Origin of the sequence: Paenibacillus sp. FSL L8-0333, from assembly GCF_037965665.1 — a bacterium.
GTDB classification, from domain to species: Bacteria; Bacillota; Bacilli; order Paenibacillales; family Paenibacillaceae; genus Paenibacillus_AQ; species Paenibacillus_AQ odorifer.
Genome location: NZ_CP150186.1, coordinates 2,176,627 through 2,200,305, shown reverse-complemented (window position 1 = coordinate 2,200,305; position 23,679 = coordinate 2,176,627). Strand labels below are relative to the sequence as shown.

Below are 23,679 nucleotides of genomic sequence, written 5' to 3'. Positions count from 1 at the left end.
TATTCAGTTATTTTACCGTAACTTTCATGATAGCACTCTCACTTACCCCTTGATCATTCAACAGCTCAGCCCGGTATTCATAGACGCCTGGAGAACGGTTAGTAATAGAAGTAGAAGCCGTTTGTGCGTTTGGGGTGCCTGCTGTTAAAGTCTGAGTATCGATCAGTATTCCGTTCTCATACAAGCGATACTCTTTGCCGTTCATCCCCCACCATAAATTCATAGTCACTTTATACTCTCCATCGCCATCCCAGTTGTCATTGGACAACACCGGCTTAGCTGGTGCAGCATCCTTCACGATAACTACATGAGCAGCAGACACCGTTGTGCCAAAAGAATTGGTTAGCTCAGCCGTATAGGTGTAGGTTCCGTTTTCTTTTCCGGTAATATTAGTCACTGCAGTCTGTGCAGCTGGGGAATCATCACGTAAGGTTTGCGTGTCGATTAAGGCACCATTCTCATATAGCTTGTAGACCGTACCATTATTGCCCCACCACATATTCATTGTGATTTGGTAATCCCCGTCCAAAAGTCCTGTATCCTGCCCATTATTATTGGATAGAACCCATTGCCCCGGAACACCTGTAGCCTTCTGAGGTCCACTTACGACCACAATCACTTGTTCTGTCGTTGAGAGTCCAGCGTTATTAATGGCTGTTGCGATGAACGTATGCGCTCCCGCAAGTTCTGTGAGTGGAATCTCATCTCCATAAACTACAGGTTTACCATCAAAAGTAATATCCAGACTGCGAATACCAGACTCTGGATCTTCCGCTACGACCTGCACCTTCAATACATCCATTTCACTCATTTGAGCAGAAGGTAAACCAGAAATCGTAGGTGGTGTAGTATCTTCAGTTTCTCCCGGTGAGCCTACATATTGAATTTTTGGAGCCGCTGGTTGTTCCATCCCTTCACCAAGAAAGAATCCAGGGTGCGGAGGTTGATTATAGCCTACATTTTGCCAAGCTACTGCCAGGCGGTAGATCGGATCATGCATCAATGTGCGAATACGATAATCTGTCATATCCGTTGTTGTGTAGATCCGTAGTTCAGAACTGTCCGTTGCCCGCCAGATCACTTCTTCACGCCAATCCCCGAACAGATCTGCCTGCAAGCTTGGATTCGCCTTGGTGCCATTATTTGAAGAAGCACCTACAGCCGTCAATAAGTTAACCGTTGTCTGATTGCTATAGTCCCACTTATCCACTCGATTAGCATCCAGTAATTCACGTAAAAGATCACCATCCCACCAAATACCAAAATTCGTGGAGGAAGGCAGTTTTTTAGTAATTAGTTCACCTTGCGCACTGTATAGGCCCGTAACAGGTATATGCTCCTCATTGGTGATCGTTGCAGCCCATACCTCTTCGCCAGCATATCGCGGATCAATATCCGCTGACATCCCCCGTCCAGTATCAATCCCCGTGAACACACCCCATAATATATCTCCTGTAGCTGCATCACGCATTTCAATCCCATACTTCGAATCGGTATGCTCATGAACATCAAAGACTTCCAGCCCGGGTCTGGTAGGATCAAGGTCCCCGAAATGAATTGCATCACCATGGCCAAGCTTTGTATTATACAGCGGCAACCCATCATCGTCGATTGCCATCGCACCGAAGGTTATTTCGTCCTTACCGTCGCCGTCCACATCTCCTACAGAAAGATTGTGGTTTCCTTGACCTACGAAGTCTCCATATCCTTCATCATTAGAATCGAAACGCCATACTTTCTCGAGCTTGCCCTCGCGATAATTGTAAGCTGCAAGTACAGTTCTAGTATAATAACCGCGGCTAAAAATCACGCTTGGCTGCTCGCCGTCTAAATAAGCTACAGCTGCCAAAAAGCGGTCTACACGGTTACCATAGGTATCCCCCCAAGCGCCAACATCTCCACGTGGCGGATCATAATCCACGGTATCCAAGGCCCGGCCTGTTGCCCCTTCGAACACCGTTAAATATTCATTGCCCAGCAGCACATAACCCGAACTGTTACGATAGTCTGCACTGGCATTGCCAATGACTTTTCCTTGACCGTCCACTGTGCCATCTGCCGTCTTGATCATAATTTCGGCACGTCCATCACTATCCAGATCATATACCAGGAATGGAGAATAGTGTGCACCGGCACGAATATTAGGCCCTAAATTAATCCGCCATAAGCGAGTTCCATCTAATTTATAAGCGTCCATATAGACAAGTCCAGTATACCCAGCTTGAGAGTTATCCTTGCTGTTCGAAGGTGACCACAACATGATGATTTCATATACACCATCACCGTCCAAATCACCTACACTTGCATCTCCCGCACTATACGTATACGGTTGACCATCCTTGGTGTAATCATCTGTTGGCTTTTGCAAAGGGATCGATAGATATTGCTTCTGCCATACGCTGAATGGTTCCGAAGCAGATTTCTCGACTCCATTGATTACTGATGTGATTCTATATTTGGCATCCTCCCTGCCTGTAATATCGAGATAGTTCGTGTTTTGAGTAATCAACGAATCATTTAGTTTCTTATCGCCACGATACAGATTGAATCCTATCGTTTCCGGATCCAGACCTAACATCCGCCAGCTGATATACACACCTTCATCTGTCTTAACCGCTACAGGCGCACGATCCAGCGCCTCCATCTTCCGGTATAAAGTTGTCACCGCTGAGGTTTCCAACGTAGCGGATAGATCAGAGATGCCGCCTGCATTTACCGAGGCTACTTTGTAATAGTAAGGAATGGTAGTCAGAACGGTCATGTCTGTGTACGAAGCTTCGAATGATTTGCCGATCAGGATGAACTCACCGTCTGCGGATTTCGCACGATAAATGTTGAACATCCGTGCATCCGGTACCTCATTCCAAGTAAAGGTCACATCATTTTTGTTCGTAGATTGTACAGCTAGACCACTAGGTACGGGTGCTTTTGCTACGGAGGGATCAATCATAGACACTTTTAGCGCATTAGAGCCTACGGATTCCAGTCCCGTGCTGTCGACCGAAGTTACCGTATAGATATATTCCATACCAATATCCGCAGTGGTATCTGCGTAGAACGGCTCTATTGTCTCGCCCAGCAGCTCTGCACTATTCGCAACCGTAGCCTGACGATATATACGGTATTTCAGCGCACCCTCCATACTGTCCCAAGAAAGATTAGCTGTAATAGGCTCACTGTTTAAATCCAGGCTACCCAGTTTCAGATTCGTTGGGGCTAATAATAACGGTGTGATCTCCAGCCCATTGAGATGAGCGGTTGTGCCACTAAAGACAAGATTCATCTGCCCGTCTTTGACAGCAATCTGGTTATACAGCTTCTCAGCAATATTTTCCTTACCTGAGGAGACTGTTCCGTAATCTTTGCCTTCAATGGCTACATTCGTCTTAGCAGATCCAATCCAATCTCCTGTATAAGTCTTAACAGAATAATAACCATTGGGTAAATCAACTTTGAATTCATACGATCCTCCAAAATAAATCACAAAATCTCTGCGCAGATCGTCCGTCGCATTTCCCCGATCCCGATCAATCATCCCTGCACTCGAGGTCAAACCATATCCTCGTTCTGGGGTATATAGGACATTCACATTCACTTCCGTATAACCCGCAGCAACGGGTGAACCAACAGGTCCGAAATCATAACGATACTGAGCGGATTTCGTAGTCAGCTTCACTTCATCTGAAGGCTCAGACTCTCCTAGCCCATTCACTGCAGTCACTCTTACCGAGTAGCTTTGACCTTCAACCAACCCGCTTAATGTCAATGAAGGGACAGTTGAAGTTCCCGCTAATGTATAAGCAGATTCGGCTTCTGCCGCTAGCTTACGATAGATTTTATAGATATCTGTACCTTCTACTTTATTCCATTTCAGTACGGCACCTGCATTACTGATACTCCCAGCTACAAGTCCTTCAGGCTTCGCTGGCACCGTTTCCGGCTGTTTGATGTCCTGCACAAAGCTGGAGAGTGGAATATTTAATTCCCCTATTCCTTTGGCCAGCAGACGGGCCATTTGAATGGCTCCGTACTCTTGAAAGTGAGTATCGTCTGTCGAGCCATTTGGGAAAGCACCATATATCCCTGCATCGAGGTGAAGGAATACAGAGCGTGTAGCTGCAAAACCGATAGAATTGTAATAAGCTACACTGAGTGCGCTAAGATCGACCAAGTCAACATCCAACTCACTTGCTACTTCTTTCATAGCCTGCACATATTCTGGAAAGCTCACATTAAATTTTTCACTCGCGGCATTATAATCTCTGCGGCCCATGGGAGTCACCAGAATCGGAGTTGCTCCTCTTTGCCTAGCTCCATTGACATAAGTTTTTAAATAAACTTTGTAATCGGCTGGAGAAGCATATCGGTCTGGAACGCTAATCGTTGCGTCATTATGACCAAACTGGATAAGGAAATAGTCACCCGGTTGGATCTTACGCAGGACTTCATCCAGCCTTCCCTCGACAATAAATGACTTAGAGCTGCGGCCTCCGATAGCGTGATTCTTAAACGTTACTTCCTCGCTAAAGAAATCAGGAATCATTTGTCCCCAGCCTGCTTGTGGTATCCAATAAGGATCATAAGTCTGCACGGTTGAATCACCCGCAATATAAACTGTTGGCAATTCATTAGCAGGACGGTCTGGCTGCTTAGTAATCACCAGTGCATTGATATTAGGCTTAGTGCCAGAGAACACCAAGTTCATTTGTCCATCCACCAAAGCGATGTCAAAGCTCATTTCCAAATACTGGCCTGCTGTTTTGCTCGTCTGTTGAACTTTTTGAATGGATTCTACTTTGATGCCAATCTCTGTATCTCCGGCGCTGTCACCAGCGATAAGTGAAACTGTATAGTCGCCATTCGGTAAATCTACATTAAAAGTTGCATCCTTAGGGACCACAAAATCTGAACGCAAAGGATCTGAGGTTCCTCGGTCTACCCCAGTTACTTTCGATATATCTGTAAATCCATATTTGACCTCAGAGGAATAAGATACCCCTGCATCTGCCTTAAGATAACCTTCAGCCACAGCACCCGGGCCAAAATCAAAGGAATAAACATCCCCTTCTGGCAAAGTTCCAGGAGGCGAATACACAGCGCTTTCCACCTTATCAGATAGCTCTGATTCTCCTTGGTCATTGGCTGCCTTCACCCCATAATATTGCCGTTTTGAGGTATCCGCTGAGACATCCGTAAATGTCGTCTTCTCTGACTGACCAATCTCATGGAATGTTCCATCTGCTGAATCAGACCTTAAGATCGTATAGCGGTTTGCTCCAGCCACACTGTTCCAACTCAGTTGAACAGAACTTACACCTACACTGACAATTGAAAGACCGGTTGGTGCTGCGGGAACCTCTACCCCCGGAATTTTGTCTACTGTCACAGATGCGCTCAAAACAGACTCCTCACCCTTTCCATTTACAGCTGACACATTGTAAATGTAGCCACTGCCTTCATTTACGTCTGAATCCACGTAGCTGTTAGCTGCAACTTGACCTATGGCTTGAAGAGTTCCACTAGGAAGAACCGTTCGATAAATATTGTAATAGACTGCTTCTGTCACGCTGCCCCACCCCAGAGATACCTCAGTGGGGGTGATATTATGAACCACTAATCCCTCAGGGGCTTTCAATGGACCTGGTACAATCTGCTGAATAATTAGTCCATTTAAATATCCGCCAACCCCTGTACCCGTAATGCCGACAGTTAGTTGACCATCTTGAAGAGTCGTCCGATAGGTAGCTTGATTTACAGCTTGCTTGCTGCTTATCGACCCAGCCGTGCTACCTTCCAAAGTAATCGTAGTTTTGGTTGTACTTGTACCCGCTAGTAAATCTCCTGAGTATACAGTCACATCGTAATCCCCATTAGGAAGATCCACCAAAAAAGAATAGGACAGTCCCAATACAAAATCGTTGGTCATACCGCCTCCACCCGAACGATTCCTCGAAGCAACCGCCTGATCTAAACCATACCCTAGCTCATTTGTATATAACTTAGATTCATGCACGCCTGTATAACCACTCATAACAGGACTTGTTGCTGTTCCAAAATCATATTGCAAGGTTATTGGGCCTGAAGCTGCACTGGCCTGTTGCCCCCCAAATGTTGTAGATGGAAGTATTGATGAACAAATGAAGATCCACGACAATAACACCATAAATATTTTATTTCCAAGTTTATTCCTCTTCATCTTCCGTGCTTCACCCGCTTTCTTATGATTGAAAGAACTTAGTACGCATCTAGCCCTGTTGTAGTAAACGCTTACAATAAGCTTCGTTGTCATTCGTTCTTCAAATATAAGTTCACTTCGTGCGCGTATCCCCTCCTCTTTGCTCAGGCAGCTGTATGGTAGATGATTCCAGTTTTACTCATATCCAACACGATACTACCACCTAAGTGTCACTCTGAACATTTAAAAAACAGATTTTATCATACACTAAACCGTTCAATTTCTTCGCCTATAGTTATAAAAACCTACGATTTGGTAAGCAGTTAGGACAGAAGAATCAGTGAGGGGACACCCGCCTTTTGAGATCACGACAACAGTTTTGCTATTCCTTCATCCTTAACCATTCACTTCTGAGCAATCCATAGGAATAAGTATCATGCCAGATTGGCTCTCCATTACTATCGTATTTAAAATAACCCGTCTGCAAAAAATGTCCTTCTCGACGAAGCTTCAATCGTTCAAGCAGTTTCCATGAGCGTGTATTTTCGGGATCACAGTTCGCAATCACACGTCTCATTTTCAGATTATCAAAGCCATAGTTTAACAATTGATTACAAGCCTCTGTAGCATACCCGTTTCCCTGAAAATCAGGGTTAAAAACATATCCAAATTCCCAAACGCCAAAAGCCTCTGGTTGGCTCTCTTGAAAATATAAGTTGCCGATCATTTTGGTCGTAGATTTAAGACAGACTGCCCAAAAAGCACGGTCCGATGACCGTCTGAGCGCCTCAGTGCGAGATTCATCTGCACTAAACAAGGAATAGGGCTCATATTTCACAACACTTTCTTGCGACAAATATTCATGAAGGTCTTTCCAATCCTCTGCTGAGAACCTTCTAATCCATAAACGTTCGGTTTCCATAATTTCCATCAGAACAACACTTCCCCAATATTAATAGTAAATATATACCATACACCCCATAATACCCCTATGCCTTTTTTATTTCATATGAGCAAAATCATTTCACAAACAGCAAATAGGCCTCCTTGGATTCCCAAGAAGGCTGATGAATGTTTCTCTATATCTTAACTCCGCTTAAACTGCCACCTGACGCAAATAATCGTTCGATATGCTTCTGAACGGTTGGGTCTGGGATCAGTGGCGGGGCTTGATGGGGTTTTATCCGAGCATCAATAATCACGTTATCACAGGACCAATGTTTATACTCAGTAGAACTGTTCACTCCATAGATATCATGAGATGGATTACTGCGGGTGAATGTCGCCCATAGGAAATTGTCGATCTTTTCACTCAAAAACTCGCTATCATCACACAAAATAATCATTGGGCAAGAAGGAAGTGACCCTTGCTCCTGAATAGCTTCACTAAGCTTGTTCATTTCCAGTGTTGCTTCAGCATAGCTTGTGAATTTAGCGCCTTGAAGGGCAACAAGACCAGGCATCACCATTCGTGCATGCTCAAATCCCTGTAATTCTTTCAGCAGGCCTGGTACCTCTGTACATAGCTCTCTTTTCTTATCCCCTACTGCTGCAAAGATCACTTTACTTCCGCTGTTTAATCCTGTGCCGGAATAATCAAGTGTATCAATCGTGGTGTTGGTATAGAAATGAATATCTCTACGAAGATTAATCCGCTCCAAGATATACGTCAAGAAATCCTCGATATTATGTGTACTGATAGGCTGATTCTCTTCTGCAGTAATAAACAAAAACTTAGCTAAACTAAGCTGACCCGTACCTAAAATCCGGTTAGCAATGGTCAGAATTTCCGCTGGCTGCTTTACTTGCTGATAAGGCGTATAACGTTCACTGCCAATGGCGAACAGCAGGGGATGAACACCCGCAGCATCGACTGCATGAACTTCTTTGACGCCCGGAATTTCTTGGCGGATAGCCCCACCTGTCAGCTCGTGAATTAACTCACCAAACGCGGTATCTTCCTGTGGCGGCCGACCGACAACCGTAAATGGAAAGATTGCATTTTTTCTGGCGTACACTTTATGTACTCTCATTACTGGGAAAGGGTGAACCAAGCTATAATAGCCTAAATGGTCGCCAAATGGCCCCTCCGGCTTCGTCTCACCAGGGTGAATTTCACCTGTTATCACAAAGTCCGCATCATTGCTGATACAGTAACCATCCACATAGCTATAGCTGAAATGGCGTCCTGATAATAAACCTGCAACGATCATCTCACTCATTCCCTCAGGCAAAGGCATAACCGCCGATAAGGAGTGAGCGGGTGGCCCACCGATAAAACAACTCACTTTAAGCGGTTGTCCTTGGCGGTTCGCTTTTTCCTGATGTACGCCAATGCCGCGATGAATTTGATAATGAATGCCCACTTCTTTATTTAATTCATACTCATTTCCAGTCAGCTGCACACGGTACATTCCCAGATTGGAATTCATAATGCCCGGCTTGTCCGGATCTTCTGAATACACCTGCGGCAAGGTTACAAAAGCACCACCATCTCCCGGCCAATGTGTGATTAGCGGAAGATCAGAGATACTAATTTCCTGGAAACCGCTTGGCAGACCTCCTGGCTTTTTAATAGGCAATGCTTTTCTCGCGGATAATCCGGTTCCAACATATTTAAATGGATTTTTGAGTGCTTTTACGGGATCGTTGCGAAGGGCAATTACGTTATGTGTGGAGTCCCAAGTCCGCCGAAAGATAAACTTACTGCGCTCTAGCGTTCCAAAAAGGTTAGATACGGCCCGAAACTTCGAGCCTTTTACATTCTCAAATAATAATGCGGGTCCACCAGCCTCATAAACCTTTAGGTGAATCGCCGCCATCTCTAGATAAGGGTCCACTTCTTCACGAATCCGAACTAAATGTCCGTGTTTCTCTAAATCATTAACACACTCTTCTAAATTGCTATATTTCATTTCATTACTCCGATCTCTAGAAGGTTATTACAAGATTACTTGGATGCTTTAATTATACCCTGTAAGATATTAAAATAAAGCGCACGCGTACCCTATGTACTAGAACCTAACGTCTTTATCTTGTATTCTCTGGTTTCGGTTCACTCCGCAATATATTTTTAGCAGGAATACCTACTGCCGAAGCATTATCCGGCACATCCTTTACCACTACAGACATGGCCCCGATATTAACATCGTTACCAATGACAACCGGTCCAAGAATCTTGGAGCCTACTCCAATAAAAGCTCTGTCTCCAATCACAGGCTCTCCTAAGTTATTTCTCCCGCCAATCGTCACTTGATGAAAAATAGTAGCATGGCTTCCAAGCACCGCTTTAGGACTAATGATAATCCCATTTAAACCATGCGGTAAATGAAGCGCATCACCAATTTGAGCTTGAGCGTGAAGCTCTCCATTTGCAAGAATACGGACAAAAAGCACATCCATTATTCGATATAAAAGCCACAAAGGTTTTCGCACGATGCCATTCTTCACTCGATAATACACCCAATTTCCATAACGATAAGTAAACAAGGCCATAATCGTTTGAGGATTTTTCAGATTTGCTTTCCAGTCCGTTTTGAATGATTTCATCATTTTATCGTTCTCCTTTTTAGGGGCTAGGGTATGCACTGTATTCTGGAGTAATGAAGGGCAGCTGTGGATAAAACATCTGGGAGGATCGCGGGCTGGAGGGTCAGTCGGTGATTGTACTTTCACCAGTGTAAGATAGATTTTGAGATTCATCAAGCAAGTGGACAGTTCTCTCTATATAATCATCAACCGATTTAGAGGCTTGTTAAACAACAACACGCGCCGAACAAAAAGATCGGCGCGTGTTGGAAAGCATATTTTCTATTAAATCAGATCCAGAACAATCACATTTACGGAATTGGCAGCTAGCTTCACAACTGCCGTGTCTTTATCAATTACGATTTCTGTTTCGACTGGTGTAACCTTCTCATCATTTTTTCTGTTCACATTAGGTGTGTGAACCAGCGAGGCGTCTCCGGTTAAGGTAATCCGTTTACCAGTAGCAGCTACTTTTAAGCCTTTTAGATCAAGCTTCGTTGCTTTTTCTACACCATCCGCATTTACAAGCTTCACATAAAGATGCTTATCATCTTTAGTTACGGAATTATATACCTCTCTGTTATAAGCCTCAAGCTTATAATCCAGTACTTTGCTTGTTACCTTGCCATCTGTATAAGAGCAAATCAAATGTTTGCCATCTGCTCCACCATAATTAACGGTGATAGTATATTCCGTATGATCCGCAAGCTCTTCATAGCAACTGGCTCTCAGGTTACCAGCAGCGGTACTAGAGGAATAATCGCCGAGAGTATAAGCCTCAATCCCTTGCTTGTACACCTTGACTCCTGTGGCATCACCATTATAGCCAATCGCATATTCGATGACATCTTTATTTTCCGGTGAGATTTCTGTCAGACCTGCGCCTACATAGAAGCCATCTTCGCCAGAAGCTTTTTCAGCTACAACCTCTACTTTATAATTAGTCCACGCGTCATTAAGGATATACAATCCATTCAGTCCGCCATTCTGCGCTTTCAATACCAGACCTTTGGAAGGATCAATCGTATATCCGGCAGAGCCAGGAATCACTTTCCAAGCTTCATTCAGCGGCTGCGTGAAATCTTGATCCAACCAAACACTGCCATCTACATTCGAGGTCACTTTCACCCGTTTCACGATCACAGCTGATTTCCCGGCAGCCACTTCAATTCCTCCATGAGGAATGAGGTCTACCTTCTCCCCGTTGCGATAAGTCGAAAATGAGGTGCCAACCACTTTGGTTCCCAGGTATTTAGCATACAGCTGCTGAACATAATAGTTCGGTGTGTACCATACGGTCTCATCATCGAACCAGATGCAATCCGGTGTCCATCTATAGGTGCCATCTGTCAGAACCTTGTTGAACAACGGTGCCGTTGCCGCCAATCTAATCACATCAGAGTTATTCTCGAAGCTGGACATAATCGCTGCCTCAGCAACAGCTCCTGCCAATGTGTTTTTATCTGTGGAAGCATATTCACCCACAAAAACCTTTGAAGTTTCAGCCTCATCCAAGCTGCCGTCTTCCTTATAGGCTCTGTAATAGTAGTTGTAACGATCAGCATTCTCTAACAAATACTCATTGGAACGGTAGTAATGCTCATCCGCAATGGTATCCATGTAGTTCTTTTGTTTTTCGTACCAGGTAACAGTCTCTTCGATGCTCGATGTACCATCCGTAAAGCTGATTTTTTCCGAGCCCTGTAAATTTCCGCTTAGGAATTTCCAACCTTGCTGGTAAGCATCATCATCTGCCTGTGCACCCACGGTAGAGAGAATAGTCAATTCATGATCAGGATAGTTCTTCACCATATACTCATCAATCACTGTTTTAAAATATTCGAAGTTGGCAAAAAACTCTGTACCCCAGTTTTCATTCCCCACACCCAAATAACGCAGGTCAAACGCTGCTTCATGGCCCATCTTTTTACGCAATGCAGCCCACTCATTATTGTCAAAATCCATGCTAATCGCAAAATCAATCAGATCCGTAAAGTTCTTCACATAATAATCTCTTAACGCACCGCCAGCTGGATTCGCATAATCCGAACGAGCTTGACAGAGTACGCCGCAGGCCATAACCGGAAGTGGTGTTGCGTTCAAATCCTCGGCTAATTGGAAATACTCCATATATCCAAGACCCATGGTCATCATGTAGCCCCATACGTTATAGTTCTCTTTGCGCAATTCGATATCGTTGACGGACTCTTTCCAATCGTACACGTTCTCCCAAATGTGAGAACCTTCAGAAATACAACCCCCAGGGAAACGCAGGAATGTAGGATGAAGATCAACGAGTGCATTCACTAAGTCTTTTCTTAATCTATAGTTTGGATTTCCTTTATAGTTAGCATGAGCTGTAGCAGAACGTTCCTCTTCACCAGCGCCCCAAACGTCATCAGGAATTAAGGATACCATATCAATGGAGATCTCACCGTTAAAGGTTAACGCCAGCTGACCAAGCACAGTTTCAGACCCTGTTAATACAAGCTTAGAATCGACACCATACTTCTTCCAGTTGCCGTCACCGTTTACTTCAACAATTGCAGTATCGCTGATGGCTTTACCGTCTTTGTCGAGCAATTGCAAGGTAATTGTGCCTGCTGCTTCTGCCTTCGCCCAGATTGTGAAGTTGTACTTGGCATCTTCCTTAATAAACATCGAGCAGTGCTGATTGGAATCCGCAAAACCTCTATTATTAATAGTCGCGCCATCCGCTACCGTCACATAATGAGCATTCATATCTTTATCTTCGATGCCGAAGAAATCGTTTAATCCGCCTGTATTATGGACAGTCATTTTCTCTGTATCCCCAGACCATGCGTGAAGAGGTGTATAATTTCTTCCGGTGGAAGCACCATGTACACCACATACATGCGAATAGCTGTCAAAAGCAAAAGATTCGAAGGAGCGATTCTGCACTAGCTCTGCATAGATCCCACCGTCTGCTGCGTTGTTAATGTCCTCATAGAATAAACCATATAGAATTTGGCTAACATCCAAAATCTCCTGATTACCATCAATAGTTAAGGTGTATGGTGGCAAATCTTCCGGAAGCACAGACACCGTGAAGCTCTTTTCTACTGTACTAGCTCCCTTTTTCAAATGTGCTGTAAGCGTTACGCCTTGAGCAGATTGAACTCCTTTATTCACAACACCTTCATTAGAAATGACTTTGGAATCGCTGGATACCCAAGATACGTCAACTTTTCCGCCCATCAGCGAAACTGGCAACTCAATATCTTTGGTAATGATCGAGCTTGGGAAGGTTAAGTATTTATCTTTTGCAAGCTTTACGATATCTTCATCCGTCAAAGATTCGCACATGATTTCAATCACTTCATCTTGAGTTAAACCTGCTTTATATACACGGAAGTCCGAAATATAGCCGCTAAAATCAACATCTGCCGCGTATTGGGATTTCCCGATTGTATTATTGCTATAATTCTGTTGATCTTCAAAAGTAGCAAACCATGTACGCAGCTTAGCATATGTGCCACTCGAGGTTTGGCTGATCATTCCATCCGCAACTACTTCACCATTTACATACATCACAGGACCTGCACTGCTTAGTGTTCCACCTTCTGTACCTGTAACTGCAAAGGAAACATGTACCCATTCATCAGTCGCAAAGGATTTCCCTGGATCTGCGATTAAGTCTTCCCCTGCAAAACAAGTCCCCCGCAAATTGCGAGTTACGAAAATATAAGGTCCTGTTTCACCTTTACCAAAATCAAAGATTCTTTCCCATAAGCTTGAAGCTTTGCTTACATACATCCATGTCGAAATTGTAATTCCTGTATGGTCACTGACCTCTTTAAGCAGATCGTTAGGTAATGAAATATAGGATGTGCCATGTTCTCCCCCAGCAAGCGAAACAGCTTGTCTACCTGCTACGGATTTAATAGCCGGCAGCGTAGTACCTGAAGCGGTTCCATCATTGCCGTTCCCCGAGAAATCTTGACCCACATCCTCTGGATTATCAAACTTATAATGCGCAATTAGACTACCATTAATAAATTTGTTACCGTTGTCATTTTTCATAAAATATCACCTGTTATCTTTATAGTAGAAATCTTAAAAACCTAACTGTATTAGTTCATTGCCGTTTATACGAAACATAATAACATATTTTATAGTCAATTAATATATTAACCAATTAATATTTATGTGAAATAAAAGAAAACAATTTTTATAATCAAATATTACCAAATCAATCATTTATTCCATGGTAAAATATCTGTTAGTTAATAAAGGAGTGGTGAAAGTTGAGCGAAGCTGTGAATGAAAAGGCCAATTCTAGTGATTTATTTACGATTGATTGTAAAGATATTTTTCTGCGGGAATATAGTGTGGAGGATTTAGAGGAGTTTCATGCGCTTACTCTACAGCCTGAAATTATTGAATTCTTGCCAGATTGGAATGTTCCTAAAGAACAACGGTTGGACTGGTTAATAAACTATGAAATAAAAGAGAACCAGCAGTTTCTTCAAGTGATCTCAGCGGGCGGAGATATCGGAGAGCTTCGTCTTCGTTTAGGCATTATTTTAAAAGTGTCCGGTGAGTTTATTGGTTGGTGTTGTACAGGAATTAAGGAGGAATTGCCCGTTCCTAACAGAGAGATTATGTATGCCATATCCAAGGATCATCGCGGTAACGGCTACACTACTCAAGCTGCCAAGGGATTAATTAAGTATTTGTTTGATAATAGCTCTACCGATGTATTAAACGCCATTGCTCTGAAACACAATATCCCGTCTAATAGAGTCATTCAAAAATGTGGTTTCGAGCTTCTTGACGAGATTACAATTGAACATGAAGACTATAATTACTACCGGCTTTTTTCCCAGCAACAGTGGGATGAACAGGTATGATGTAAATAGCGCCTTACACTAAAAAACCTCTGTATGGGAAATGGAGATTCGGTCCATTTACCAAAACAGAGGTTTTTATTGTGAATTCATGATTGATGCTTCATGCGAAGCATTTGATCCAAAAGCTCTTTCACATCTTTTTCTGGAAAAGCTGCAAGCAGGGTTTCTTGAAAGGTATCTTGTGCACGAAGAAGCTTGTCTTCGCCAATGGCAGTCAAGGCAGTATAGATACTTCTGCGATCAGCATCACACGCTTTTCTTTCTAAAGCGCCACAGCCTTTGGCCTCAAACCGACTAACCAGTCGGGAAACTGCACTCTGGCTTAAACCCACCATAGCTTCTAGCTTCTGCAATTTCAGTTTCTTCTCCGGCGCTTCCGATAAAAATAACAGCAAATAAAATTCTTTTAAGGATAAGCCATGTTTGGCTTGTAGATTAGCTTCCAATTCATTCGTCACATTCATTTGTATATGCGTTAACGTCAACCAACTCGTTATAAGGTCATTGTTAAGAATGTCGTCCATTTTATTATTCATCTCCCGGGTGTATGGCTTTTCATGATTTTTTCCTTCTATATAATAGTACTACAATCCACAACCATACATAAAGTATAGCTTCGATACTTATACTTTATTTTATTTTAAAAAAGAGGAGAGACCGTTTCTCCAAGAAGCCGGCCCCTCCACACTTTACAATTATTTTGTTTGGACTTCAGACTTCATACCATTTATATTAGTCTTTACCCATTAATTCTTGGAAACCCGAAAGTATACTGTCTAGGAATGCCGGCATCTTTCTGAAGTTCAACCCCAGCTTCCAGCGTCCAGTATGGATTTCTCAACATGCCCCGGCCCACGGCAACAAGATCAGCTTCCTCATTCCCAATCACGGCATTAGCAAGTACAGGCTCATCCAATCTGCCAACCGCAATAACCGGAACATTCAAGCCATACTTGATTTCTCTAGCCAAAGGAACCTGATAAGCTGCATGCGTCCCTGGTTTCCCGGCAGCTGCGATAGGACCTTCACCACCTGCACTGATATGGAAAATATCTGCGCCCGCTTCTTTGTAAGCTTTACTAAATTCCAAGCTTTCTTTGATACCGTACCCGCCCTCAACATATTCTTGGGCGGAGATACGCATAATCAATGGCATTCCTTCCGGCATTTCACTTTTTGCTGCGCGAATGACTTCTGTACCAAACAGTGTTAAATCCTTGCCGTATTCATCTGTTCTTTGATTGGTTAGAGGGGAATGGAACTGATGAATAAGATAACCATGCGCTCCATGAAGCTCGATAACATCAAATCCCGCTTGTATCGCCCGCTTCACGCCCAACCGGAATTTCTCAACCATAGCTTTCACTTCTTCAGTTGTTAATGCACGTGGTGTTTTGGAGTCAGCGTCAAAAGGAACGTTAGATGAGGATACAGGAACTGCTGCATCTTCTGCTTTACGTCCGGCGTGTGCAATTTGAATACCTACTTTAGCGCCATAAGAATGACAAGCTTCAACGATTCTGGCCAGTGCAGGAATTTGCTCATCAGACCAAATGCCAAGATCAAAATCAGTAATCCGTCCATCAGGCTCCACGTCCGTCATTTCAATAATAATTAATCCGGTTCCGCCAACGGCGCGACTTACGTAATGATTATAATGCCAATCCGTAGCAATTCCGTCTTTGTTAGACACTGAATATTGACACATCGGAGGCATAACCACGCGGTTCTTCAGCTTCAAATCCTTCAATTCATACGGGGTGAACAAGTCCTTCATGATATCTCTCCTCTTTATAAAAAACTAAGTATAGTATGATCAATGCTACCAGTGAACATGAGTTTCTAAGTTCATCTTATATATTTTTATAAATGCATGCTCATGCATGTATATTATTATAGAACAGCGATGGTGTCAACCGTGAATAATCTTCTGCTTAATGGAAACTCCATGTATTGTTGAAACTTCTACCTTGAGGTAATATATGGATATCTATTTTTCTTTGAAAGGATGACCTCACTCGTGGACAAAAAGCTCTTACAATCGCATAGTATTTTCCCTACCTTGAATATTGAGCAAACTGCTGCCTTCTACAGCCAGTACTTAGGTTTTAAAGCTGTGCCCTATTTAGATACACAAGAACCACATCTTTGTTTGTATCGCGACGATACAGAGATTATCCTTACGCAATCCCATGGACAAAAGGTCATTCCCAATCGAGAGTTGTACGGTTATGGATACGATGCCTATTTTATTACGAAGCAGCAAGAAGAGTTGGAGAAGGAGTTCGAAGCCGCCGGTGTTCATATTGTTCGTTCTTTATCAAACACCGATTATAATAACAAAGAATTTGTGATCGAAGATGTAGATGGTCGCTGGATTGCTTTTGGAATCAAAAAATAAAAAAAACGGCTCTCAGCCGTTTTTTCTTGTATTTAAAAGAGTCCCCATAACTTCTTACAACTATTTTTACGGGAAGGATCCAAAACATCCGTAACCCCAATCTTATTTAACTTGTGTAGTAACTCTTCCTCGCTATGCTTGATTTTATAATCTAACTCCTCCCCATAGAGCGGAATTAACGTATAAAAGTGCACCACTTTCTCACGGGTCATTTCTAAATTAAAGAAACCGGCTTTATCTTTTACATCTGGAACCCAAACGAACATCCCTTGAAATCCTGTATCCTCACTATAAGGCTGGGCGGGATTACCGTTCACAAGCGTATGCCCCATATAAAGCCATGTATTATATTCATGCGGAAACCTAGCCATTGTTTTCAGGGCCCGAATCGGCCAATAATTCCGTTCATCCTTAAACGCCTCATCCGACAGCTTCCAGGTAGGAGGGAGACAAATCATTATTTCAGCATATTGATATTCTTCTGCACCTTCTGGCACCGTCATCGGTAATTCGCTCATTCCAGAAGTAATTAAAGTATAGAAGTTCCGCTCAGGCGTCGGATCAAGAATTAGAATATCTATCGACAGAACACCTGAAATAATTTCTTTAAAAACATTATCAATAACACCTATGTATTTTTCAATATGATTACATATTTTCTCATTAGACTGAGCAGAATGCATTCATAATTCCCTCCCTTATATATGTTTATCGGTATAAACAAAGGAGAGTTTATTGCTAATTTACAGAATTTCTTCTCCACTACCATGGATCTCACAAAAATCTTTATGAACACTACTAATTAATGCCGAATAACCTTGCCCCTGATCTAAAAGATGTTCCAAAAGGAACTTACTTATAAGCTCATTTAAGCAAGTATGCATTTCACAGGTTCTTTGTTTTAAAGTCTCTCCTTCCTCAAAAAGGGGCAGATCGCTAAATGACATATGTGTAGCATTTCGTATTTTTAGAAAAGATTTATATCCGTTCCAATTCTGAAAAAGCGCCTCTTGTCCTTTGATGAAATCATTTGCCAGTTTCTCCTGTAATATATTACTTAAGGATTCTAAGGTCGAGGCCTTTTGCCTTAATACAAGAAGCGGCACAGTATTGTTCTTCTCTTCATTCTCAATATATAAGTGCATGCTTGCATCTAATAAAATAGCAGCTTTAATTCTATCGTCTTCCATAGTTAAATCTAATGCAGTAGCACCGCCGATGGAATGGCCGATAATACCAATCTTATTCATATCAAATAAGCCCTTCACATCTTTATCCATAGAATTAAGCGTGGACAGGTGATCCAGAACGTATTGAATATCTTTTTTTCGAATGGAGATTAAGTTATGTAAATCGATATAATCCGCAGCTTTTATTTGCCTCATGGCTTCGGATTGATTAATAAATCCACCACTAGGGCAAACAGTAAACATAGCTTCGTACGCAGCACTGACCGTTACCACTATGAAACCTTGCTTAGCCAACGCTTCTATATTATAAATATACATATCTCTATCTAAACCTAATGCAGGTGAATAGATGATGACTGGATAGGAGCGTTTGGATTTGCTTTGAAAGGTTCGATCGCTGATTGAGGTTGATAATGTATTTATGATTTCCATATTCATGCCAATATCTTGTAGAAGCTCTCTCGCCTGTTGTTCACAGGGCCCGAAAAGCTCCATATACTTCATTGCAGATGCGTTTTTATTTAATACACCCTCTGTATCCGGATAATAAATACTTATAACTATTTTCCTTCCCTCTGACTCTTCTTGGAACGTTTCCGTGCGTGTGTAATCCTTCAATAATTCAACTTTTCGAAAAACTCCCATTGCTCCACCCCATTCTTCCTAATATTCTATATTTTAATTGATTTTCCCATTTACTGAAATGCAATCTCCTTAATGTCCATAATAATGTCGATTACAATGAATGGAATGAAGCTGTATGAACGGTTATAATACCTAAGTGCATAAGAAATCTCTAAAAACTTCAGGGATGTGGAAAATTTAATGGTGAATAATTCAGCATATACACTTTATTTACGTGAGGATTGGAAAAAACTAAGCGATTTCACCGCTATCCAATTATCAGAAGAAGAACTTATGGAAGTCCAAAGTATTAATGAAAAAATCTCCAGCGAGGATGTTAACGAGGTCTATCTTCCTCTGTCCAATCTGCTAAATCTGCAACTTCTATCTGCTCATAAATTTAATGAATCTATAAATCACTTTCTGAACAATGATGTAAAAAAAGGTCCATTTATCATAGGCATCGCGGGAAGTGTCGCTGTTGGCAAAAGCACTACGGCCAGACTCCTACAAAAACTTCTCTCACAATTACCTTCCCATCCAAAGGTGGATTTAGTTACGACTGATGGGTTTCTACATCCCAACGCAGAGCTGGAAAAGCGCGGTATAATGACGAAAAAGGGCTTTCCTGAAAGCTACGACACGCGTAGTTTAATTTCTTTTTTAACGGATGTGAAGTCTGGGGTGCCGCGGGTCCAAAGCCCTGTATACTCTCACTTAACTTATGATATTGTGCCAGATGAATATATTACGATTGAGAATCCGGATATTCTAATTGTTGAGGGCTTAAATGTTCTTCAGACTGCGATTACAAATAATCATAATATGCCTAACTATTTTGTATCTGATTTTTTTGATTTTTCTATTTATGTGGATGCTGATGTAAACGATATCGAGACATGGTACATTGATCGGTTTATTAAGCTCAGAGATACTGCCTTCCAAGATGAACAATCTTATTTCAAAAAATATGCACAGCTGTCTCTAGAGGAATCTATTGAAATCTCAAAGCGGATCTGGAAAGAAATAAACTACGTTAATTTGCAGCAAAATATTCTGCCCACCCGAAATCGTGCGGATCTTATAATACATAAGGACAACAATCATCACGTAGATCGAATTAAGCTGCGAAAATAAAGATTGAAGTCCTTAGCCGACCAAGTTGCTGAGATTCAGCACTTGGTTTTTTTGGTGCTCACATCAAATTGGGTGAATATTCTGGGTTTAATGTCTCTGTCCTCTGATCAAGGCGAACGTATACTGTGGTACATTCGTACACAAACGTGAAGAGAGGATAAATCAAATGATCGATATCGCCTTGGCTTTTCAAGATAAGGATGGGAAATATGCTGAACATGCCGGAGTCGTTCTAGCGTCAATTTTTCATCATACGAGTTCCCCAATTCATATTCATATTTTACATGATGTTTCTTTAAGTGAAACTAATAAGCGCAGGCTTAGCGCATTAACTACAAAACATAATCATACCCTTAGCTTTTATTCAATCACTATGCCCGATGATCTAACTCAGGTGTTAGCCAATGTTAACTCCATTAATGTATGGACGCAGGCATGTATGTATCGATTGCTTCTTCCTGCACTAATACCCGTGGACAAAATCATCTATCTGGACTGCGATGTATTAGTGAATATGGACATAACTGAATTATGGCAGGTTGAACTGGATGACAAGTATTTGGCCGCAATTTGGGACCAAGGGATTAGAGAGGTTGCTCATATTGTGAGCGCTAAGGGATTAAATCCTGAGCTTTATTTTAATTCCGGAGTGATTTTATTTTCTTTGCATAATATCCGCCAGAATACCAACTGGTACGAAGAAATGCTAACCTTCCTACGTACCTTTCCTGATGTCACCATGCCAGATCAGGATGTTCTGAATGCGGTTTTTGGTGGGAATTACCTCCCCCTTGATATCCGTTTTAATTCGTTCAACACAAACATTCCGGACCATGATTTCACTAACAAAATCATCCATTTTGCCGGAGATGATAAATGCTGGAATAAAGATTCCGCGGGTTCATCCCTATATCAGCAATTCCTAAAGCTAACCCCTTGGAGAATCACTAGAGCCAAAATCAGACGAAGAAAACGGAAAAGCAGCCCTTTAAAACCACACCTCACCCGAAAAAGAAACAAGCAGAAAATAAAAATTGTTCAGTTGAACTTAACCCCTATTTTTTTATCCGATTTAAAACAAATTAGACCGATTAGACCGATTAGAAAAAGCCCCATTTGATATGGGGCGGCATTCTTTAGTTCACTTTCGTAAAAAACCATTTCTGAGCATCACTCCCGTTATCTGTCCACTGCTGGACAGCTGCGCCATCGGCTGTTGATGCTCCGGATACATCCATGGCTAATCCGCTCACTTTTGAAATAAGTTTATAATAGCCCCCTCCGACATCAATAATGCTCCATCGCTGAGCGTTGGTACCATTGTCATCCCACTGCTGCAGCTGTACACCGCTCGCGGTTGATGAGTTTGGCACATCCAACACTTTTCCACTATGCACTGCCGTAAGCTTGTAATAACCGTCGCCTGTACTCTCCACTTTAAATTTCTGATTATTGGCAGTGTAATTGGTCCATTGCTGCATTTTCGCCCCGCTTGCTGTGGATACATCCACTACGTCCAGAACCTTACCACTAGCCTTGTCAGCTAAAGTGTAAATCCCACCACTAACAATGCTTGAGGTAGGCGCAGCCTGATACACCCGTACGTAATCAACCAGCATTTGAGCTGGGAAAGCAGTTGAAGCATTTGGACTTCCCGGCCAATTTCCACCCACGGCAAGGTTTAGCAGGATGAAGAAAGGTTTCTGGAACTCCTCCGTATTTCCGGTTCCGTTCTCAATATAAAAAGCATTAAATGGGTTGCCGTCTACAAACCATCTTATATAATTCGCATCCCATTCCACGCTGTACACATGGTACTGTGAGAAATCGAGGTTACCAGACACCTGACCGTACTCGGCATGCCCATTGGCATCCCAATGTACCGTCCCATTAACAAAAGCATTATTGTTCACACGCTCCATAATATCTGTTTCCCCAGATTTCGGCCAACCCACTGAATCAATATTTGCCCCAAGCATCCAAAATGCTGGCCAGAGCCCCTGTCCTGAAGGCAATTTGATTCTAGCTTCGATTTTTCCGTAGGTGAAGCTTTTGAGTCCCTGTGTTTTGATCCGTGCAGAGGTATAATTCATCCCCCCGTACGACTCCTTTTGTGCAGTTATCACTAAATTCCCACCCGTTACCTGCAGGTTCTGCGGGCGACTGGTATAATACTGAAGCTCATTGTTTCCCCAACCTCCGCTACCCGTACCTATTTCCGCCGACCAATTATTAGTGTTCAGAGAATTCCCATCAAATTCATCGCTCCATGCCAGATTCCAGCTTGATGCCGCGCTTGAACTCCCTGTAGGTACCCAAGCAATTAAGAGGGTGAACAGCAGAAATAGACTTAACATTTTTCCTTTTCGTAACATCGTCTTTCCTCCTACTGATTTCATTGCGCGGCGCGCTCGCACATTTGAAACCGGTTTCGAATATTGGATAAAACAAAACGTTATCCCATAAACAGCTATAACAGCCGGAGTCAGGTTAACGCCTCGCTTCATTTGATGTGTACGTCTTTTCTAAACGCAATATGCCAACATTTCGATTAAAGGGACCATTTTCCATAGTTCTGCATGCTTAATGTCCAGGTTTTCTCTGCGTATTTCACCGTCGCCATACTCTCAGAGAGCGTCCATGCTATACCAACATACTGATCCATGTGATCGTCAAGGAATGATTTCCAATGTTGTCCTCCGTCTATCGTTATAAATAACAATGTATGTTCTTTTTCAACGGGCCGAGTAATTAAGATTCCTTGATCCTTCGTAAGAAAGAGGGGAGGATAAGCATAGATTTGCGAGTTTACTAACTCACCCGGCACTGTGACTGTCTGTTCACTCCAGGTAACTCCACCATCCATTGTTTTATATAAACCAACCTTTCCCTCCCATGGAGCATTCGTTGTAATCCAGCCTTCTTTTTCATTAACAAAAGTAAGTCCCGATTTCACCCCGCTAGGAAGAGTACTTCCTGCTTGTAAGCTATCCCCAATCTCCTTCCAAGTCTCTCCCCCATCACTAGTTGCATAAAGCTCCATATCTTCGCGTGACATCCCTTGAAAATGATAGACTGCTTTCCAACCTATATTTTTGTTGAGGAACACAGTATCTTCTCTGCGGTTATCTGAAGAATCAGTATCAGAATTCAAATTTGTATTTGGATTAGGATTAGGATTAGGAGAAGGAGAAGTTTCCTGATTAGAAGTTGGATGAGGGATTGGAGTGGTATTGGAACAACCAGATGCTATCACTGCAGCAATTAGTAGTATTGAAACTAGATATTTCATCTTGTTACCACGCCTTCGTTTATTTTTCTAAAAAAGTATAGTGGTGCTGTGCATATAGCTTCGTCCGCAAACGTATTCAGTAAATGAAATTTTATCCTAAAATATCTGAAAAGTATTTACAGTTTCTTTATATAATCCAGCTACACCAAGGCCTATCGGACCGAGGAGACGTTATTGGTTCATTTTCAAGAGAATTCTTCTGTTAACGGACTGAGATGCAACTATTTGGCTAATTCTCCTACTTTTATCGGCGATAAACAGACAATAAGGGCTATACGGTCCGCGAGTTCGGTAAATAGAGCTAAAAAGCAAAGATAAGCGCTATACAGTCCGAAGATGAAGTGAACGAAACCTTCAAGCAGCAGGTTATCAGCCTATAGTAGATATGAATGAATTCATTGAGCAAGGATCTACTCTTTTGAATGTCAAAAGAAAAAGAAACGGCATTTCTGCCGTTT

15 protein-coding genes are annotated in these 23,679 nt (G+C 42.3%); 4 read left to right on the top strand and 11 right to left on the bottom strand.

The window, feature by feature from the left end; translation table 11 throughout:
• Window positions 1-7: 7 nt before the first annotated feature.
• The 5 genes from NYE72_RS09480 to NYE72_RS09460 all read right to left on the bottom strand — a co-directional run bounded on the left by NYE72_RS09480 (window position 8) and on the right by NYE72_RS09460 (window position 13,747).
• Complete coding sequence (locus tag NYE72_RS09480; protein ID WP_339211735.1) at window positions 8-6,196, bottom strand: SGNH/GDSL hydrolase family protein; 6,189 nt, start codon at window positions 6,194-6,196, stop codon at window positions 8-10.
• Window positions 6,197-6,557: 361 nt separating this feature from the next.
• Complete coding sequence (locus tag NYE72_RS09475; protein WP_179089267.1) at window positions 6,558-7,106, bottom strand: GNAT family protein; 549 nt, start codon at window positions 7,104-7,106, stop codon at window positions 6,558-6,560.
• A 148-nt stretch (window positions 7,107-7,254) separates the two neighbouring features.
• Entirely contained in the window at window positions 7,255-9,090 is a 1,836-nt protein-coding gene (locus NYE72_RS09470; protein WP_339211734.1) for a UbiD family decarboxylase, read from the bottom strand.
• Between the two features lie 115 nt (window positions 9,091-9,205).
• On the bottom strand, window positions 9,206-9,727 hold the full coding sequence (locus NYE72_RS09465; protein ID WP_036679239.1) for a serine acetyltransferase: 522 nt from the start codon (window positions 9,725-9,727) through the stop codon (window positions 9,206-9,208).
• Window positions 9,728-9,988: 261 nt separating this feature from the next.
• Window positions 9,989-13,747, bottom strand: coding sequence for an alpha-L-arabinofuranosidase C-terminal domain-containing protein (locus NYE72_RS09460; RefSeq protein ID WP_339211733.1), 3,759 nt, complete (start codon window positions 13,745-13,747; stop codon window positions 9,989-9,991).
• A 224-nt stretch (window positions 13,748-13,971) separates the two neighbouring features.
• Between NYE72_RS09460 and NYE72_RS09455 the strand changes: the two genes are divergently transcribed.
• Window positions 13,972-14,577, top strand: coding sequence for a GNAT family N-acetyltransferase (locus NYE72_RS09455; protein WP_256718557.1), 606 nt, complete (start codon window positions 13,972-13,974; stop codon window positions 14,575-14,577).
• An 86-nt stretch (window positions 14,578-14,663) separates the two neighbouring features.
• Here the strand turns inward: NYE72_RS09455 and NYE72_RS09450 are convergent, their stop codons facing one another.
• The gene (locus tag NYE72_RS09450) at window positions 14,664-15,101 is read right to left on the bottom strand and encodes a helix-turn-helix domain-containing protein (protein WP_052096922.1); all 438 of its coding nucleotides are present in this window, start codon (window positions 15,099-15,101) and stop codon (window positions 14,664-14,666) included.
• A 215-nt stretch (window positions 15,102-15,316) separates the two neighbouring features.
• Entirely contained in the window at window positions 15,317-16,354 is a 1,038-nt protein-coding gene (locus NYE72_RS09445) for an NADH:flavin oxidoreductase/NADH oxidase (protein ID WP_036679236.1), read from the bottom strand.
• Window positions 16,355-16,597: 243 nt separating this feature from the next.
• Here NYE72_RS09445 and NYE72_RS09440 point away from each other — a divergent pair, with 243 nt between their 5' ends.
• Complete coding sequence (locus NYE72_RS09440) at window positions 16,598-16,978, top strand: VOC family protein (protein WP_076098496.1); 381 nt, start codon at window positions 16,598-16,600, stop codon at window positions 16,976-16,978.
• 32 nt (window positions 16,979-17,010) lie between these two features.
• On the opposite strand, the gene NYE72_RS09435 is transcribed toward NYE72_RS09440, so the two are convergent.
• Both NYE72_RS09435 and NYE72_RS09430 read right to left on the bottom strand, forming a co-directional pair.
• The gene (locus NYE72_RS09435) at window positions 17,011-17,661 is read right to left on the bottom strand and encodes a suppressor of fused domain protein (RefSeq protein ID WP_038569717.1); all 651 of its coding nucleotides are present in this window, start codon (window positions 17,659-17,661) and stop codon (window positions 17,011-17,013) included.
• Window positions 17,662-17,721: 60 nt separating this feature from the next.
• Window positions 17,722-18,813 (bottom strand): hypothetical protein, encoded by a 1,092-nt coding sequence (locus NYE72_RS09430; protein WP_339211731.1) that lies wholly within the window; start codon window positions 18,811-18,813, stop codon window positions 17,722-17,724.
• A 180-nt stretch (window positions 18,814-18,993) separates the two neighbouring features.
• On the opposite strand from NYE72_RS09430, the gene coaA reads away from it, so the two are divergent.
• Both coaA and NYE72_RS09420 read left to right on the top strand, forming a co-directional pair.
• A complete protein-coding gene (coaA, locus tag NYE72_RS09425; RefSeq protein WP_339211730.1) occupies window positions 18,994-19,929 on the top strand; it encodes a type I pantothenate kinase in 936 nt (311 codons plus the stop codon).
• 166 nt (window positions 19,930-20,095) lie between these two features.
• Window positions 20,096-21,049: a glycosyltransferase family 8 protein gene (locus NYE72_RS09420; protein WP_052096920.1), complete on the top strand. Its 954-nt coding sequence runs from the start codon at window positions 20,096-20,098 to the stop codon at window positions 21,047-21,049.
• Between the two features lie 16 nt (window positions 21,050-21,065).
• Here NYE72_RS09420 and NYE72_RS09415 read toward each other — a convergent pair whose 3' ends face one another.
• Together NYE72_RS09415 and NYE72_RS09410 are read right to left on the bottom strand one after the other, a co-directional pair.
• Window positions 21,066-22,436 carry an RICIN domain-containing protein gene (locus NYE72_RS09415; RefSeq protein ID WP_339211729.1) on the bottom strand — a complete coding sequence of 457 codons (1,371 nt, stop codon included), beginning with the start codon at window positions 22,434-22,436 and terminating at the stop codon, window positions 21,066-21,068.
• Window positions 22,437-22,480: 44 nt separating this feature from the next.
• Entirely contained in the window at window positions 22,481-23,221 is a 741-nt protein-coding gene (locus NYE72_RS09410; protein WP_339211728.1) for a hypothetical protein, read from the bottom strand.
• Window positions 23,222-23,679: the final 458 nt, after the last annotated feature.

What these genes read in the sequence shown, in the direction of transcription:
- NYE72_RS09415 (WP_339211729.1), bottom strand. Translation starts at nt 22,436, where the DNA reads ATGAAGCGAGGCGTTAACCTGACTCCGGCTGTTATAGCTGTTTATGGG.
- NYE72_RS09445 (WP_036679236.1), bottom strand. Translation starts at nt 16,354, where the DNA reads ATGAAGGACTTGTTCACCCCGTATGAATTGAAGGATTTGAAGCTGAAG.
- NYE72_RS09435 (WP_038569717.1), bottom strand. Translation starts at nt 17,661, where the DNA reads ATGCATTCTGCTCAGTCTAATGAGAAAATATGTAATCATATTGAAAAA.
- NYE72_RS09465 (WP_036679239.1), bottom strand. Translation starts at nt 9,727, where the DNA reads ATGATGAAATCATTCAAAACGGACTGGAAAGCAAATCTGAAAAATCCT.
- NYE72_RS09430 (WP_339211731.1), bottom strand. Translation starts at nt 18,813, where the DNA reads ATGGGAGTTTTTCGAAAAGTTGAATTATTGAAGGATTACACACGCACG.
- NYE72_RS09450 (WP_052096922.1), bottom strand. Translation starts at nt 15,101, where the DNA reads ATGGACGACATTCTTAACAATGACCTTATAACGAGTTGGTTGACGTTA.
- NYE72_RS09420 (WP_052096920.1), top strand. Translation starts at nt 20,096, where the DNA reads ATGATCGATATCGCCTTGGCTTTTCAAGATAAGGATGGGAAATATGCT.
- NYE72_RS09410 (WP_339211728.1), bottom strand. Translation starts at nt 23,221, where the DNA reads ATGAAATATCTAGTTTCAATACTACTAATTGCTGCAGTGATAGCATCT.
- NYE72_RS09475 (WP_179089267.1), bottom strand. Translation starts at nt 7,106, where the DNA reads ATGGAAATTATGGAAACCGAACGTTTATGGATTAGAAGGTTCTCAGCA.
- NYE72_RS09480 (WP_339211735.1), bottom strand. Translation starts at nt 6,196, where the DNA reads ATGAAGAGGAATAAACTTGGAAATAAAATATTTATGGTGTTATTGTCG.
- coaA (WP_339211730.1), top strand. Translation starts at nt 18,994, where the DNA reads ATGGTGAATAATTCAGCATATACACTTTATTTACGTGAGGATTGGAAA.
- NYE72_RS09460 (WP_339211733.1), bottom strand. Translation starts at nt 13,747, where the DNA reads ATGAAAAATGACAACGGTAACAAATTTATTAATGGTAGTCTAATTGCG.
- NYE72_RS09470 (WP_339211734.1), bottom strand. Translation starts at nt 9,090, where the DNA reads ATGAAATATAGCAATTTAGAAGAGTGTGTTAATGATTTAGAGAAACAC.